The sequence below is a fragment of the Pseudoalteromonas sp. GW168-MNA-CIBAN-0100 genome, from assembly GCF_040309225.1.
Classification (GTDB): domain Bacteria; phylum Pseudomonadota; class Gammaproteobacteria; order Enterobacterales; family Alteromonadaceae; genus Pseudoalteromonas; species Pseudoalteromonas arctica.
Map to the genome: position 1 here is coordinate 23,072 of NZ_JBEOOL010000007.1, position 16,362 is coordinate 39,433.

The following is a 16,362-nucleotide window of genomic DNA, read 5'->3' on the forward strand; positions in this document are numbered from 1 at the left end:
AAACCATTTTATTAATGTTCATGGGAATAAAGTGAAAAGTAACTTAAAAAAAGTTTACCTCGTTGGTGGTGCAGTGCGCGACAAACTGCTAAATATAAAATCAAAAGATAACGATTATGTAGTGATTGGTGAAACGCCAGACACAATGCAGTCGCTCGGTTTTGTACCAATAGGTAGCGACTTTCCGGTTTACTTGCACCCAAAAACAAAAGAAGAATATGCACTTGGGCGCACAGAGCGTAAAAGCGGCAAAGGCTATACTGGCTTTGTGGTTGATGCCAGCCCAACAGTGACGCTAGAAGAAGATTTAGCAAGGCGTGATTTAACCATAAATTCAATGGCGCTTGATGAACACGGTAATATTATTGACCCGTTTAATGGCCAAACTGACTTACAAAATAAAACACTGCGCCACACCACTGAGGCATTTGTAGAAGACCCTGTTCGAGTACTGCGTATTGCCCGTTTTTTAGCCCGCTATGGCAGTGATTGGCGTATTCACCCAAGTACGTATGCATTAATGCGCGAGCTTAAAAATAAAGGTGAGCTAAATCATTTAGTACCTGAGCGCGTGTGGCTTGAAACTGAAAAAGCACTGGGTGAAAAGTACCCTGAGCTTTATTTTGAAGCACTGCAAGGCTTAGGTATTTTTCCAGAACTTGAGCGCATGGTTAATGTACCGCAACCGGCAAACCATCATCCTGAAGGTGATGTATTTGTACATACTATGCTGGTACTTAGGCGTGCAGCCGATTTAAATTTTAATTTAGAAACACGTTTTGCTGCACTAACCCATGATTTTGGAAAAGCGCTTAGTTTTAAAAAATATGGAAACCTACGTGGGCACGAACGCGAAGGTGTTGCAGTTATTGAGGCGTTTTGTGAGCGCTTAAAAGTGCCTAACCGTTTTCGCGATATTGGCGTACTCACCAGTGATAATCACACCCTTTGCCACACGATTGATCAGTTAAGGCCGCAAACCATTCACAAGCTAATAGTGACTAATTTAAATGCGTTGGTACACCCAGAACGTTTTATAGCGTTTACCCAAGCATGCCAATGCGATGCACAAGGGCGTGGTGAAACACTTGTTGATAAGCCATACCCGCAATCAGCTAAGCTGCGAGCAATTCATACTGAACTGCAAAAAATGGATAAGAAGCTGGTAGTGCAAAATGCACTTAAAAATGGCAAAAAAGGCCCTGAAATAGGCGAAGAAGTAAAACTTGCAGAAATAAACTGCATTAAAGCATTTTTAGAACATGAGAAGTCCCAAGCGTAATAAAATTAGACTAAGTAGTGCGATACGCCTTGGTTTTTAGTCGCGTCGTGCTTTCTTAGCTCTTTGTAGTTTGTACTTTTTGGTTTTACATTTTCAGACTCAGGTTTTTTAGAGGGCCTGTATAAGTCAAAAATAAAGTCTAGTTCTTCACGCTCCAGTGATGGTTTCATGAGTATTCCTTCAATTTAACACTTTAATATGATGTAGGGTATGGTCATTCGACTGAATTAAAAGTGAATAGTTACATTTGAAGTTGTACTAAATTGTAACTGGCAGGTTTTGAGGGATGAGAGGTGTTTATTTGTTAATTTATATGGAGTTAAGGTAAATTAAAATAATTCTTTTTAACTAAAAATATACAGCTTAATTTATTACGTACTTACTATTTGCATATAATGCTGTGGCTATAAATATAACGGTACAGATATAACGGTATAAATACAGCCCTAACTATTAGCTAACGGCAGTGTTACGGTAAACACGACACCATCACCTTGTTCGTTGTTTTGCGCAGTTACACTGCCTTTATGATAGTCGCACACCAGCCTTACAATATAAAGACCTAACCCCAAATGTGGCTGTTGCTGCATTTGCTGGCTACGTACCGACACCATAGAGTCAAAAATATGCTCAGTTAATCCTTCGGGTAACGCGGGGCCTGTGTTACTCACTGTTAATGTTGCTTTATTTTCGCTCTGCTTAAGGCCTACATTAATAGCCGTATTGGCCTCACTAAACTCCAGCGCGTTATTAATAAGTTTATCAAGCAGCTGAGCTATAAACTCCGGTGCACCTTGCATAGGTAATTTGTTTTGGCATACATCAAGCGTAAATAACTGGTTTGGGTAAGTAAGCTGATAGCCTTGCATGCAGCCATTTATTACTTTTTGTAAATCAAAAGGCTCAGGCTCGTTGCTTTGAATACTTTGCTCAAGGCGAGTGGCTTCGCTCATGGTGGTTATTATTTTACCTAAGCGTTCAACGCCTTCACTGGCGCGATCGAGGTATTTTTGACTCAGCTCGTTTTGTGGCAAGCTTTGTAAGTTTTCGAGTGACGAGCGCACTACGGCAACAGGCGTGCGAAGCTCATGTGACAACCGCGACGACATATTTTCTAAGTAATCGGTATAGCCACCAAGTCTACTAACAATGTTTGAAAAACTACGAGACAGATCGCCAATTTCATCGTTAGCGTCACTGTAATTAATACTGCCGGTAACACGCCCTTGTGCATCAATTGCTTGCTCAGCTGTATCGCGTAGTCGTCTAATACGGCTCGATATACGCGAGGCAAAAAAGAACAGGGTAACAGTGCCAATTAGCATAACGGCTAAAATAACGTTAAAGAGTTTTTCGAGCGATTTGTTACGCAGTGTTCGTACGCCGTTTGTGGTTTCCTCTGCTATTACTGCGCCAATTACTTGGTCTTGAATCCAAATAGGGTAAGCGGCCGATAAAATAACGGCTTTACTGTCGGGTGTTAATCGCCAAGACGATGCTGGTTGTCCTTTTAATGCTTTCGCTAAATGTGTGCCCTGCATAGAAGCTACATCGTGCAGGGTATCTAAAAACTTATTTTCGGGGCGCGTTAATATTTTATAGTAAATTGGGTGCAAGTAATTTTGCTCAAAGCGCTGCCACCAGGTTTCAGGTGCTTGGTTAGCAAGTCCATCAGCCCAAACGCCATCTGCATTTTGAATAGTACCCGATTGCGCAAGTACACGATGATGGTTATCGACCACCCAAATGCGGCTACCACTGTGGCCCATGCCTTTTAAAATACGGCTAATTTCTGGAGAAGGGACTAATACTGAGCCTAAATCGTTTGGGTTATTTAAGTTTGAGGTCGACATTATTTTAGGCTCTAATAATGCCTCTTTACTATCAATGTCAACAATGGCAAAGCCAAGTTTGTTGCCCAGCATGTTAATAGGAAAGCGCAGCTCTACGTTATAACCTGATTCGGTACTTTCAAAATAGCCCTGAATTTTTGTAAAAGGGGCTTTGGTATTTGCATCAAACGCATTAACCCAGCCGTCTTGGCGCGGCGCAATAATGTAAGTGTTAAACTGGGCGTCAGGTGTTTTTAAACCAATTTGTAAATAATCGTTATTGGTAATGCTTAAGCTATTTTTAGCGCGATAAATAAGTGTGTTATCAGTTACTTTAAATACGGCGTATAAATAATTATCAAATTTTCCCACCATATGATCAAACGATAAGTCACTGGCTTGATGTTTGTTATCTGTTTTTTGTAAGTAGCGCTTGTCGTAATGCCAAAATAGCGGTTGATAGCTGTCCCAATCGTTAAGTTTACCGTCGAGCTGAATAGGGTTTTTAAGATTATAAGCGTATAAATCGCGGCCTTTTACTACTTGGTCTAAAAAGTTAGTTTGCTCGTCAAATAACGCAGGGCGCTCATGCAATGCGGTAGCAAGTGCTCGAGTGGTGCCTACGAGGGTTTTTTCTTGGCCTTGGCGTAAAAACTTTTCCATTTCCCACACGTACTCGTAGCCAAGCCACGGTAGCAGAAACAAAAAACATGAAAGTAATATAAATTTACTGCGCAGACCAAATCGAAGCATTAGTGTTGTTCCCACCGATAGCCCATGCCATACACGGTATCTATGCAATCAAAGGCGCTGTCGAGTGCTATAAACTTTTTACGAATACGTTTTACGTGTGAAGTAATGGTGCTGTCGTCTACATAAATTTTTGCATCGCTCATTAAATCGTTACGGCTTTTAACATGGCCTGGTCGCTGGGCGAGTGAATGCAGCATCCAAAATTCGGTTACGGTTAAATCAACTAATTGTTGTTGCCAAAATACCTGCATACGTTGCGTGTCTAGCGTTAACTGCCCGCGTGTTATGAGTGCATTTGCATCAGCAGGTTGTTCAAGTGCTTCCATTCGGCGAAATAGCGCACCAATACGCGCAGCCAAGTGAGCCAAGCTTATGTCTTTTGTTAGGTAGTCGTCGGCGCCCATGCGCAGGCCGCATACGGTATCTATTTCGCTATCGCGGGCGGTTAAAAAAATAATAGGCAGTGTTTTAGAAAGCGATCGCAATGTTTGGCACAGTAAAAAACCACCATCTATTTCATGGCCTAGGCCAATATCAACAATGGCTAAATCGGGCAGGGCATTTTTAAATGCAGCTTCAGCGCTAGCGCGATCTGCAAAGCCACTCACTTGGTAGCCCTGTAAGCTCAGCATTTCAATGTAGTTTTCGCGGATTGCGGGTTCATCTTCGACGATGGCTATTTTTTTCATTTTAATCATTATCCTATTGCCTCTTTGTGCACTATATCGAAGTTTTTAAGTTAAGTACGCTTAAAAAGGCAATTGCCATTTTTTTGCCACAATTGCTCAGCAGTTTGCCATTTTTGATCCCCTTTGTTGCCACTTGAGCTTGTTTTAATACACCCATCAAAACAAAACATCATAAATTAAAAAGTAAGTTTAAGGATCAAATCATGAAGAAGACATTAATCGCGTTAACACTCGTTGCTAGTTTTTGTACTCCAGCAATTGCCTCAACATCTAACACGCCATCAAAAGAAGCCCATAAAGAAACGGCTATTGGACTAGGTGCAGGCGCTATTATTGGCGGCGTAGTGGGTGGGCCAATTGGTGCGTTTATTGGGGCATTTGCCGGTGGCTTAATAGGCGATTCAAAAGTAGCCGATAACAAAATTGCTGAGCAAGAGCGTGCCATTACGGTCATGAAAGAAAAAACCAGCGATTACCAACACGTGCTTAACCACAACAATATGTTAGAGCAACAGGTAGAAGTGCTTGCCAATCAAAATGAGCAGTTAACTCAAGTTCAAATTAATAACTTATTGGCGATGACGGTACAATTTAAAACAGGTTCAAGTGTTGTTGCCCCGCATTTTGCACTGCAGTTAGACCAACTCATTACCTTGTTAAACAATCAACCACAACTCGTACTTGATTTAAGTGGCTTTGCCGATCAGCGCGGCAATGAGCAAGCTAATCTTTTACTTTCTAAAGCGCGTGTAAATGCCGTGCAAAGCTATTTAATAAAACACGGCGTAAGCCATAAACGCTTAAGCACGCAGGCATTTGGCGAGCAGCAAACATTGGCTAATAGCAACACGGTGGAAGATAACTTTTTTGATAGACGCGTAACGCTTACCACTCGCTCAATGAATAGTGTAAATGGCCAAACGGCGAGTAACTAAAACTAACTGAATCTAAGTAAAGCTAAGCGTTCGATGGAGTGATTTATGTTTAAATTGAGTAAACCAACCAAAATGCTTACTAAAGTAAGCATTTTTATATTCATAGTGATTGTGCTGTTAGCTAGCTTTAAAAGCCATGCGCAATCACCCAAGTTAGAGCTTTTTGATAGCAATGGTGCGCCAGCGGGCTCTGCAATAGTATTAAAAAGCGATGCCAATATGACCTTAACCGGCCTAATTAATCATGTTGTAGTAACGCAGACCTATCAAAACGAAAACCCGTTTGCGGTTAATGCGCGCTACGTTTTTCCATTGCCAGATGAAAGCGCCGTACATGCCATGACAATGCGTATAGGTGAGCGAGTCATTAAAGGCCAAATTGATAAAAAAGTGGAAGCTGAAAAAAAATACGAGGAGGCTAAAAAAGCAGGTAAGCAAGCGGCCCTTGTACGCCAGCAACGCGCCAATATGTTCATTACGAATGTGGCAAACATTGGTCCTGGGGAGCAAGTAATTATTGAGCTTGAGTATCAAGAAATAATTGACTATAGCAGCGGCACATTCGCTATTAGGTTTCCGACTACCATTACACCGCGTTATCACGCGATTAGTGGTGAGGTTGAGGTTAATACTCAAAACCAAACGCATACTAACCCACTCCCAACGGGGTGGTTAAGCCCTGTTTACAGCATTCAAAACATCACTCAAAATAGTACTCAAAATGATAACGTACCAAGCAGCCAATTTAGCTTAAACATAGATATAGACGTAGGCTTAGAGCTGGTGGATATCAATTCTAAATTTCACAATGTTGATGTGCAAAACACTGCGTTTGGACAATATAAAATAGCATTAAATGAGACAAATGCAGTTAATCGCGACTTTGTACTTGAGTTTAAACCGCTGCAAAAAGAGCAAGCTCAAGCCGCATTTTTTACTCAGCAGTTTGAAAATGGTGACCGATACGGGCTTGCTATGCTAATGCCACCGGGGGATCACTTTACACAAACTCAGCGCTTACCTCGCGAAATGGTATTTGTAGTTGATACGTCAGGCTCTATGCACGGGCAATCTATGGAGCAAGCTAAAAAAGCGTTGTTTTATGCGCTGTCATTACTCGATAGCGACGACAGCTTTAACATAATTGGTTTTGACAACATAGTGACTCCAATGAGCGATAAACCACTTATAGCCAGCGACTTTAATTTACGCCGTGCAGAGCGATTTATTTATAGCCTAGAAGCCGACGGCGGCACAGAAATACAAGGTGCGCTTAATGCCGTACTTGATGGCAGCGAGTTTGATGGTTTTGTACGCCAAGTTGTATTTTTAACTGATGGCAGCGTAAGTAATGAAGATGCATTATTTAAAAATATTCAAAGTAAGTTAGGCGATAGCCGCTTATTTACGGTAGGTATTGGCAGCGCACCTAACAGCTTTTTTATGCGCCGAGCGGCAGATATAGGCAAAGGCTCATTTACGTTTATAGGCAGCACAAGCGAGGTGCAACCTAAAATGCAGCAGTTGTTTGATAAGCTTGCACATCCGGCTATTACTAATTTGGCGCTAAGCGATGAAAGCGGTAACAGCTTAGATTTTTGGCCATCACCACTACCTGATTTATATTTTGGCGAGCCTATCATGGTCGCTATAAAACTTAATAATGCTAAAAGTGTGGTACTTGCTGGGCAAACTGCACAAGGGCCCTTAAGTATTAGATTAAGTACACAAAATAGCTCAAGCGCTCAAGGTATAGCAAAACTGTGGGCGCGCCAAAAAATCAAATCATTACTTTTATACAACGAGCAAAGTGTAGTTAAAGATGAAGTACAGGAGCTTGCGCTTACTCATCAATTACTTAGCCCGTTTACTGCTTTTATAGCGATTGAACAAACTCAAATAAAAGAAGTGGCAGAGCAAACGGCGCAAGCTACTAATGCAGTACCACAAGGTATGGCAATGCGTTTACCGCAAACCGATGGGCAAAGCAGGTTACATATATTACTAGGCTGTATTTTATTATTGGGATTTAGCGCCCTTAAAATAAACCGATCATTTAAGTTAAGCAGGGCACGTAAATGAAAAAGTGGCTAAGCGTGGGTTTACTAATAGCTGGGCTTGGATTATTTGGTCACGGCGCTTATATGCAGGCAAAAGCGTGGCTTGCTCAAGTATTAATTGAGCAAGCATGGCAAGAGGCACTTAAATCACCCGACACTAAAGTAAAGCCGTGGTATTACGCCGACAGCTACGTGACTGCAAAGCTTGATTGGCCAAGCCATAATAAAACATTAAGTGTATTAGCTGGAGCGAGTGGTCGCAATTTAGCGTTTGCGCCTAGCCAATTTTTACCTGCAGGGGAGCTGGGCGGAAAAGAATTTGGAAACGAAAAAGGCGCGCTAATAGCCGGGCATAACGACACCCACTTTGCATTTTTACAAAACGCCAAAGTAGGTGAGGCGTTTACTTTGCAACTGCAAAGTGGGGTGATTCAAAATTATAAGGTAACGGGGATTGAGGTTATTCATCAATCCCAAAACTCATTTTTACAAACATCTGGGCTGTATTTGCTTACCTGTTACCCTTTTGATTCGCTTGCCTCGGGTACTGATTTAAGGTTGCTTGTATCTGCGCAAATGTCTTCGCCCGATTCACTAAGCGGTATATCAACCACGAGCTCTTGATGGCGCTGGCTTATCATTACGCCAATAAATACCACAAATATGCTCAGCCATTGCCAAGCGTTGAGCACTTCGCCCAAAATAATAGCTGACAAAATAAGTGTAAAAATAGGAATTAAATTAGAGTACGCAGCAGCGGTTAATACCGATACTTTGCTAATTGCATAGTTGTACATGCCGTAGCCGCCAAGGGTTACACACGAACCTAAATACAAAATGCTCATGAGCGCAGTTAAGTCGTGTTGGTTTTCGCTTGGTAGGTCGATAAAAAATAAAAACGGCGCAAAAAACAAGCTGCCGCTAATACCTTGCAACGCAATTAAAGTCAGGGGCGAGTAGCGATTAGCTAAATGTTTAATACTTACGGTATAAAATGCAGCGCACACCATCGCCATAAGCTCTAAAAAGTTACCTAGTAACGGATTAGGTGCTTGGTCGGTACTTGGTGAAAGAAGCGTAAGTAAAATACTGCCGCCAATACACAGCGTAAAACCGACCACGATGGATTTACTTATGTATTCTTTAAGCAATAAAAAGGCAAGCAGCGCAATAATAATAGGCAAGCAAGAGACAATAACACCGGCCTGCGAGGCTGATGTGTACTCCATTGCATGGCCTTCAAATAAAAAGTATAAGCAAGGCTCAGCAAGCGACATACCCACTAAATACTTCCAGTCACCTTTTAAATACTCAAACCGAATAACGTAGCGCCATAAACAAAGCGACAAAACTAACGTGGTGAGCATGCGTAAAAATATCACCAATGCAGGGTCGTAAATAGCAATGGCGTATTTAAGCGCAATAAAAGAGCTGCCCCATAAAAAGGTGGCAATAATTAAACATAAACTGGCAGGCATAGAGAGTAATTTACTTAATTTAATAAAATCAGATCCTAGCATGAAAATTTTTAACTTGTTCAAAAATACCGAGCTGGTATAAATTAATTCATCTTTAATTAATCAATAGTAAAAAGCACATGCAAAGGGAACAGGTAATAGTTGTAAAGCTTGGTACAAGCGTACTAACTGGCGGCACCGATAAACTAGACAAAGCACATATGGTTGAATTAGTACGCCAATGCTGCGAGCTTAAAAAGCAGGGGCATCACGTTATTTTAGTATCGAGCGGCGCGGTAGCTGCTGGGCGCGAACAACTATTAAAACCCTGTGGCAGAAGCTTAATTGATAAACAAATGCTTGCTGCAATTGGACAAGGTCAACTTATTCATATTTGGCAGAGCTTGTTTGCTTTATACGGGGTAAATGTAGGGCAAATGCTGCTTACTCGCGCTGATGTAGACGACAGAGAGCGCTACCTTAATGCCCGCGATACACTCAATGCGTTATTAAATTACGACGTTGTGCCCATCATTAACGAAAATGACGCAGTCGCTACCAGTGAAATAAAAGTAGGCGACAACGATAATTTATCGGCACTTGTCGCTATTTTGGCTAATGCTAATAAATTATTGCTACTTACCGATCAAGAAGGGTTATTTACCAGCGATCCGCGCACAAACGCCGATGCTACTCTCATTGGTGAAGTAACACATATAAACGATGAGCTGCGCCAACTTGCTGGTGGCAGTGGTACAAACTTAGGTACTGGCGGCATGGCGACTAAACTGCAAGCCGCCGACATTGCAAGGCGCGCAGGCGTTGAAGTTATTATTGCTAAAGGCGCAGGTAAAAACGTTATTTTAAAATGTATGAGTGACGAGTTACCTGGTACACGCTTTTTAAAACTCACCGCTCCAAAAGATGGCCGTAAAAAATGGCTACTAGCTGGGCCTAAAAGTACCGGCCAAATTGTTATAGATGCAGGTGCTATTAGTGCCCTTCAAAATAAAGGTGCAAGCTTACTTGCTAAAGGCGTTACTAATGCATTTGGACGTTTTGAACGCGGTGATTTAATTGATTTAATAGATGCAAAAAATCAAGTAATTGCACGGGGCTTAACGCGCTTTAGTAGCATCGAGGTAAATAAAATAAAGGGTGCGCATTCTAGTCAAATAGGCCAGTTACTCGATTACGATAGTGGTGCAGAAGTACTTCATAGGGATGATATGGTATTGCTATAGAAGCACTTTTAGTAAATTAAATTACTTGAGTGTAATTCTCGCAGTATTACACTTTTTTGATTGTAAATTTGTGCTAAAATCTGGCTCCTTAAATTGTTGTAAGCAGAGCACAGAACATGAAATTAGTTCGTTGGTTTTTAGGTTGTATAATCTTATTCTTTAATTTTGTATTTACTCCTCGCAGTAAAAAGCGTGCAAGCGACGAGCAAGCACAGCTTGATCAGCAAACCTCACAATTTAAACTGTATCAATTTAAAGCATGCCCGTTTTGTGTAAAAGTACGTCGCGCCATTAAACGCGAAGGCTTAAACATAGAAACACGCGATGCAAAAGACAATGAGCAATATCGTCAAGAGCTACTAGAACAAGGCGGCAAAGTTAAAGTGCCTTGCCTGCGTATAGAGCAAAACGGCCAAGTACAATGGCTGTACGAATCAAACGATATTATTGCTTACTTAAACAAAGTAGCTGCATAAACCACTTTTATTATCTCACTTATTTAAAGAGAATATACCATGACAATTCGCACCCGTGTTGCCCCGTCGCCAACTGGTGACCCGCATCTTGGCACCGCTTATATCGCCTTATTTAACTACTGTTTTGCTAAACAACAAGGCGGTGAATTTGTACTTCGTATAGAAGATACAGACCAAGTACGTAGCACGCCAGAGTCTGAACTTGCGATTATGGATAGCCTACGTTGGTTAGGGCTTGAGTGGGATCATGGTCCTGATGTGGGTGGCGAATTTGGTCCTTACCGTCAATCTGAGCGTAGCGATTTATATAAAAAATACGCGCATCAGTTAGTTGATGATGGTAAAGCGTTTTACTGCTTTGCAACAAGCGAAGAGCTTGATCAAATGCGTGAAGAGCAAATGGCAGAAGGCCTACGCCCTAAATATGACGGTCGTGGTTTAAACCATACAGATGAAGAAATTAAAGCAAACTTAGCTGAAGGCAAACCTTACGTTATACGTATGAAAATCCCAAGCGAAGGCACATTTAAGTTTAACGACTACTTACGTGATGAAATTGAGATCCCGTGGGAAAACGTAGACATGCAAGTGCTTTTAAAAGCGGATGGCTTTCCAACGTACTTTTTAGCGAACGTAGTTGACGACCACCATATGGAAATTAGTCATATTTTCCGTGGTGAAGAGTGGATTAACTCAGCACCTAAGTTATTAAAACTGTATGAAGATTTTGGTTGGGAAGCGCCAGTACTTGGTCACTTACCATTACTACGTAACCCAGATAAATCAAAGCTGTCTAAGCGTAAAAACCCAACGTCTATTAATTACTATAAAGAAATGGGCTACCTGCCAGAAGCCGTGCTTAACTACTTAGGCCGTATGGGTTGGTCAATGCCTGATGAGCGTGAAAAGTTCACACTTAATGAGATGATTGAAAACTTCGACATGAAGCGCGTATCGCTTGGTGGTCCAGTATTCGACGTAGATAAATTAAGCTGGTTAAACGGCATGTGGATCCGCGAAAATCTAACCGACGAGCAGTTAATTCAGCGCTTTGTTGATTGGAAGTTTAATGGCGAAATGCTCGCTAAAATATTACCAGAAGTTAAAACACGTATTAATACGCTGTCGGATATGGTTGAGCTTGCAGGGCACTTTGTAGGTGGTATTCCAACTTACGATCCTGCGCTATTAACAGCCGGCAAAGCAGACGAAAACGTGATTCGCCAAGCGCTACAATTTTTTGTATGGCAGCTTGAAGGTTTACGTAGCTTTGAAAAGCCCGCTATTTTTGCAATTGCAAAAGAAGTTGCAACATTCCACGAGCTTAAGATTAAAGACTTTTTAGAGCCAATATTTGTCGCAATTACTGGCAAAACGTCAAGTACGTCAGTGCTTGATGCAATGGAAATATTGGGGTCTGACCTATCACGCGCCCGTTTACGTGTAGCACTTGCTCATTTAGGTATTTCTAAAAAGCAGGCTAAAAATATAGAGCGTGCGTACCGCGAATACCCAAGTGCATAATTGCTAAACAATGTACTTTTAAAAGCCGAGCTTAGTAAAATAAGTTCGGCTTTTTTGTTTCAGGCTGTTTAGCTATATGACATCGTATTTTGATATTGTTTAACTAAAGTATTAGTACTTAGCCCAATGATACAATAGGGTATATAAACTCATGGGAGGCAGTATGATTGCAACCGTTAAAAACAAAGCCATTTTTAGCAGTAACACATTTTCGATAAACCTTGTTACTTACCCAACCAATCATAGCGTAATGAACCATATTGACCCTGTGCAGCAAGGGCGCTATTACAAGCTCAATTTTGTATTAGAGAAACCTAAAGCGGGTGGGGTATTTAAATGCTCAAAATGCATTATAAATTTATTTAATCGCGTGTATTTGTTCAGACCCGATAAGTACGAACACAGCGTATCTAAAATCGAGTCTGGAAAGCGTGTGCTACTGAGCTTTGCGCTTAATATATAATTTGCACTTTTACTTATTAATAGTCGTAGGCCTGTCCGGTGCATAAAACAGATAAGTCGCAGTACGATACAGAGGTTTCACTACAGGAATTAATAGTAAAAGCATTCCCGCCCCTGCGCATAGCATCAGCTTTAAGTAAATCAATCGCGTTTGATTTAGAGCGATTGTAACTTGCATTATTGCTGCCCATACCGTCGCCATCACAGCTTTCACCTTCTATTCGGCCTAAAAGTGTTGCGCCACTTTCGTGTGCTTCTTGGTCGCTATAAAATTGCTGTAAATCTCTTTTATTAACGTAGGTGCCAATTTCTTGAGATAAAACGCCGTTGTCTATATCTGTATGATAAGTCATGCTTGAACAACCAGTTATTGTGGCGAGCACAGTTATTGTTGCTATAAAACGTAGCATATTCATTAATCCTTTAATTTATTTAAAGTAGTAAATTACTAACAAAATCAAATGCTGGCAATGTTTACTGCTGAGTAAATTGTTAGCATTTGTAAATGTATTTAGATTTTACTGAGCATAGGGTAAGTAAACAAAAAGAAGTGACAAACATTAACCAACCAATGGCATAAAATAGCCCACTCTAAGCGCTGCGTTTTATAAAAAACATAGCCGTATCCTAAGCCTGCAATAAATGAAACCAATACATAGTTAAATCCTCCAGCAAAATGCGCCAAAGCAAACACTGCAGCTGTCATTATTGGAGCAAGTAGCGCTAGGCGAGTAGATGTGATTATTTGGCTAAGTTTGGTTTGTAATAAACCTCTAAACAAAGCTTCCTCAGTTACACAGGTAAATAAAAGATTAATAGCAATAAAGGCTAACCAAAAGTTGGGCACTTTTGGGTTAAAGCTTACAAGTCCAAGTGTTAAAGCCGCAGTGAGCGAAGCTAAAACAGTAGCAATAATTATAAAAATAGGTTGTTTAACGTTTAATGGGCCTGCTTTATTAGAGTCTGCTTTTAAAGCTTTTTTATTCGAATAAAAGTAAGCACAAAGGAATAACCCAGCCATAGCTTTATCAAAATTAGCATAAAGGGTAAAAGCAATCGCATCGCTTGTAATACACTCATCTATAACAATAGGGAGGTTATTAAAACCAGGCACCCAATGAAGTGCTAATGCCAATGAGGAAACTATAAAAACAGTACTTAATATAGCGCGTATTATTGCCCGCTTTGTATTTAGCACACTGTAGTATAAAACAACGTAAAGCCCAGTACTGAGCAGTGCATATAAATTTATGTAACCTTGAAAATACGCACTTACAACACCTAAAGCTAGTAAGTAGTGCCAAAGGGGTTGCCGCATTATTGATATTTTGCAGTACGGAAAAACACATATAATTGATAGCGCTAATAAATAAAAAGTCATTGTTTTTTATTGCTCTGTTTTATTTAGCCATTAATCTAACAGATTCGACCTCTCAATATTTTTTTTCTGGTAATATAGATAGGTTATAAGCAGTTTAAGCAGTGAACAAACTATGTTAAGTCCTTTTTTTCAGCAGCATGCTGATTATGTTTCTATCTCTCGTGAGCAGGGTTGTCGATTCGCTAAATGCGTTGCTGACGATTACAATCCACTTCACGACAAAGATGCCAAAAAGTTTTGCGCGCCAGGAGACTTACTTTTTTCATTGGTACTAGACCGCTACGGTATTAGTGAACAAATGGAATTTACTTTTGCTGGTATGGTTGATGAAAACACCAAACTTAATTTTCCTGAGGGAGCTGATGAGTTTGATGTTACCAATGGCGAAAAAGTAATTTTAAAGGTAAAGCGCAGCGGTAAAACCAGCCAATGCCCAGCATTAACTAATAGTCTTATAAAAAATTATGTTGAGTTTTCTGGTACTACTTTTCCGCATGTAATTATTCCATTAATGGGCAAGCAAGAGGTAATGATAAACCCTGCTCGTCCGATGGTGATTTACGAATCAATGCTTATCAATCTTGATAATCTTAATATTACAGAACCAGAACTTGAGTTTGCAGAGCCTAGTTTTGAGTATGCCGGTAAGCGCGGAAAAATCACACTACGTTTTAACCTGTTAGAAAACGGCGTTAAAGTGGGTAGTGGTGAAAAGCACATGGTGGTTTCGGGTATTCGCGAATACTGCCAAGCAACAGTTGATGATTTAATCGCGTTTTACAACGAACGTAAAGCGACACTAAAGCCAGCTTAAAGCTACAGAAAATTATAAAAGGCGCTAAATACAACTGTTATTTAGCGCCTTTTTTATTGGTTTTTTATTGTTTTAGCGCTAAAGCGAAAGTGAGTAACTACGATTAAATACTTTTCTGAACTGGTTAATTTACGCAGTACAGTAATATGCGTACAATAGCGCTCTTTGTTATTTTAAAGCTAAGCCTATGTCTGCCACTACGTTCTCATCACTTAATCTCGACCCGTTATTATTAACTGCGATTGAGCAAAATAATTACACTCAACCTACCGCAATTCAGATTAAAACCATTCCGCCTATTTTAGCCGGAAGTGATGTAATGGGCAGTGCACAAACAGGTACAGGTAAAACAGCTGCTTTTGTTTTACCGCTGTTACATAAGCTTTTAAATACACCTAAAAAAGATGAACCAGGCGTTGCTCGTGTTGTAATTTTAACGCCAACCCGTGAGCTTGCTCAGCAAGTATTTGCAAGCTTTGAAAAGTACGCACAAGGCACTAACATTAATGGTGCTTTAGCGTATGGCGGCGTAAGTATTGGTCCACAAATAAAAGCACTTAAAACAGCCCAAGTTATAGTGGCAACACCTGGGCGTTTACTTGATCATATAGTTAAAGGCAGTGTGGTGCTTTCAAGCGTAGACTCCTTAGTGTTTGACGAAGCTGACCGCATGCTTGATATGGGTTTTATTGATGAAATTAGACGTATATTGCGCCATATCCCAGGCGATCGCCAAACCTTACTATTTTCAGCTACGTTTGATGACAGCGTGTTTGAGCTCAGTAAAAAGTTATTAAAAAACCCAGAGCTAATTGAAGTTGATAAACGTAACTCAGCAGCCGTTGAAGTAGAGCAAGTTATTTACGCTGTAGATGAGGATCGTAAGCGCGAGCTTGTATCGCACATGATTGGCATGAAAAACTGGCGCCAAGTGCTTATTTTTACCCGCACAAAACAAATGGCTGATCAGCTCGCTAAAGAAATGTGTAAAGACGGTTTAAAAACCGAGTCAATCCATGGCGACAAATCACAAGGCGCGCGCGACCGCGCACTACAAAACTTTAAAGATGGTATTACACGAGTACTTGTTGCAACGGATGTAGCCGCGCGTGGTTTAGATATTTCAACACTTAGATACGTAATTAACTTTGAGCTACCATACATTGCAGAGGATTACGTACACCGTATTGGTCGTACAGGTCGTGCAGGTGAGCAAGGGCTTGCTATGTCGTTGGTTAGTATTGATGAGCAATGGTTACTAGAAGAAATAGAAGTACTACTCGATACGCGTTTAACGCCACAATGGTTAGCAGGCTACGAGCCCGATCCAAATAAAAAGCCAAAAGATAATCGTAAAAATACTAATAAGTCGCGAAAAGATCGCGATAAAAAGCGTATTACCGGTAAAAGAGAGCCAAGTAGACGCCGTAAATAATAGCTTTTCCTTTGCTTT

At 40.7% G+C, this 16,362-nt stretch carries 16 protein-coding genes; 10 read left to right on the plus strand and 6 right to left on the minus strand.

Going from position 1 to position 16,362, the window contains the following annotated elements; all coding sequences use genetic code 11:
* The first annotated feature begins 31 nt into the window (after positions 1–31).
* Complete coding sequence (locus tag AAEY62_RS05685) at positions 32–1,282, plus strand: multifunctional CCA addition/repair protein (protein WP_024590062.1); 1,251 nt, start codon at positions 32–34, stop codon at positions 1,280–1,282.
* Between the two features lie 5 nt (positions 1,283–1,287).
* Here the strand turns inward: AAEY62_RS05685 and AAEY62_RS05690 are convergent, their stop codons facing one another.
* From AAEY62_RS05690 to pdsR, 3 genes are all read right to left on the minus strand, one after another.
* Positions 1,288–1,452 carry a hypothetical protein gene (locus AAEY62_RS05690; protein ID WP_007581574.1) on the minus strand — a complete coding sequence of 55 codons (165 nt, stop codon included), beginning with the start codon at positions 1,450–1,452 and terminating at the stop codon, positions 1,288–1,290.
* 276 nt (positions 1,453–1,728) lie between these two features.
* The gene (gene pdsS / locus AAEY62_RS05695; RefSeq protein ID WP_024590061.1) at positions 1,729–3,867 is read right to left on the minus strand and encodes a proteobacterial dedicated sortase system histidine kinase; all 2,139 of its coding nucleotides are present in this window, start codon (positions 3,865–3,867) and stop codon (positions 1,729–1,731) included.
* Positions 3,867–4,556 (minus strand): proteobacterial dedicated sortase system response regulator, encoded by a 690-nt coding sequence (gene pdsR, locus AAEY62_RS05700; protein WP_024590060.1) that lies wholly within the window; start codon positions 4,554–4,556, stop codon positions 3,867–3,869. Before pdsR ends, pdsS begins: the two co-directional genes overlap by 1 nt.
* A gap of 203 nt (positions 4,557–4,759) precedes the next feature.
* On the opposite strand from pdsR, the gene pdsO reads away from it, so the two are divergent.
* The 3 genes from pdsO to AAEY62_RS05715 are packed head-to-tail and all read left to right on the plus strand — an operon-like array spanning position 4,760 to position 8,175.
* Complete coding sequence (gene pdsO, locus AAEY62_RS05705; protein ID WP_024590059.1) at positions 4,760–5,491, plus strand: sortase-associated OmpA-like protein PdsO; 732 nt, start codon at positions 4,760–4,762, stop codon at positions 5,489–5,491.
* A 45-nt stretch (positions 5,492–5,536) separates the two neighbouring features.
* On the plus strand, positions 5,537–7,573 hold the full coding sequence (locus tag AAEY62_RS05710; RefSeq protein ID WP_029769846.1) for a marine proteobacterial sortase target protein: 2,037 nt from the start codon (positions 5,537–5,539) through the stop codon (positions 7,571–7,573).
* Positions 7,570–8,175: a class GN sortase gene (locus tag AAEY62_RS05715; protein ID WP_081709144.1), complete on the plus strand. Its 606-nt coding sequence runs from the start codon at positions 7,570–7,572 to the stop codon at positions 8,173–8,175. Before AAEY62_RS05710 ends, AAEY62_RS05715 begins: the two co-directional genes overlap by 4 nt.
* On the opposite strand, the gene AAEY62_RS05720 is transcribed toward AAEY62_RS05715, so the two are convergent.
* Positions 8,070–9,029, minus strand: a complete 960-nt coding sequence (locus tag AAEY62_RS05720; RefSeq protein ID WP_350634732.1) for a DMT family transporter — start codon at positions 9,027–9,029, stop codon at positions 8,070–8,072. The genes AAEY62_RS05715 and AAEY62_RS05720 overlap by 106 nt on opposite strands.
* A 119-nt stretch (positions 9,030–9,148) precedes the next feature.
* Here AAEY62_RS05720 and proB point away from each other — a divergent pair, with 119 nt between their 5' ends.
* The 4 genes from proB to AAEY62_RS05740 all read left to right on the plus strand — a co-directional run bounded on the left by proB (position 9,149) and on the right by AAEY62_RS05740 (position 12,715).
* On the plus strand, positions 9,149–10,252 hold the full coding sequence (proB, locus tag AAEY62_RS05725; protein WP_024590056.1) for a glutamate 5-kinase: 1,104 nt from the start codon (positions 9,149–9,151) through the stop codon (positions 10,250–10,252).
* A gap of 116 nt (positions 10,253–10,368) precedes the next feature.
* Positions 10,369–10,728 (plus strand): glutaredoxin family protein, encoded by a 360-nt coding sequence (locus tag AAEY62_RS05730; RefSeq protein WP_007581591.1) that lies wholly within the window; start codon positions 10,369–10,371, stop codon positions 10,726–10,728.
* A 39-nt stretch (positions 10,729–10,767) separates the two neighbouring features.
* Complete coding sequence (gene gltX / locus AAEY62_RS05735; protein ID WP_007581594.1) at positions 10,768–12,252, plus strand: glutamate--tRNA ligase; 1,485 nt, start codon at positions 10,768–10,770, stop codon at positions 12,250–12,252.
* A 163-nt stretch (positions 12,253–12,415) separates the two neighbouring features.
* On the plus strand, positions 12,416–12,715 hold the full coding sequence (locus AAEY62_RS05740; protein WP_021032137.1) for a hypothetical protein: 300 nt from the start codon (positions 12,416–12,418) through the stop codon (positions 12,713–12,715).
* 16 nt (positions 12,716–12,731) lie between these two features.
* Here AAEY62_RS05740 and AAEY62_RS05745 read toward each other — a convergent pair whose 3' ends face one another.
* On the minus strand, positions 12,732–13,124 hold the full coding sequence (locus AAEY62_RS05745) for a hypothetical protein (protein WP_024590055.1): 393 nt from the start codon (positions 13,122–13,124) through the stop codon (positions 12,732–12,734).
* 101 nt (positions 13,125–13,225) lie between these two features.
* Positions 13,226–14,095 carry a CPBP family intramembrane glutamic endopeptidase gene (locus tag AAEY62_RS05750; protein ID WP_024590054.1) on the minus strand — a complete coding sequence of 290 codons (870 nt, stop codon included), beginning with the start codon at positions 14,093–14,095 and terminating at the stop codon, positions 13,226–13,228.
* Positions 14,096–14,207: 112 nt separating this feature from the next.
* Between AAEY62_RS05750 and AAEY62_RS05755 the strand changes: the two genes are divergently transcribed.
* On the plus strand, positions 14,208–14,909 hold the full coding sequence (locus AAEY62_RS05755) for a DUF3581 domain-containing protein (protein ID WP_024590053.1): 702 nt from the start codon (positions 14,208–14,210) through the stop codon (positions 14,907–14,909).
* A gap of 187 nt (positions 14,910–15,096) precedes the next feature.
* Positions 15,097–16,344 carry a DEAD/DEAH box helicase gene (locus tag AAEY62_RS05760; protein ID WP_024590052.1) on the plus strand — a complete coding sequence of 416 codons (1,248 nt, stop codon included), beginning with the start codon at positions 15,097–15,099 and terminating at the stop codon, positions 16,342–16,344.
* Positions 16,345–16,362 lie beyond the last annotated feature (18 nt).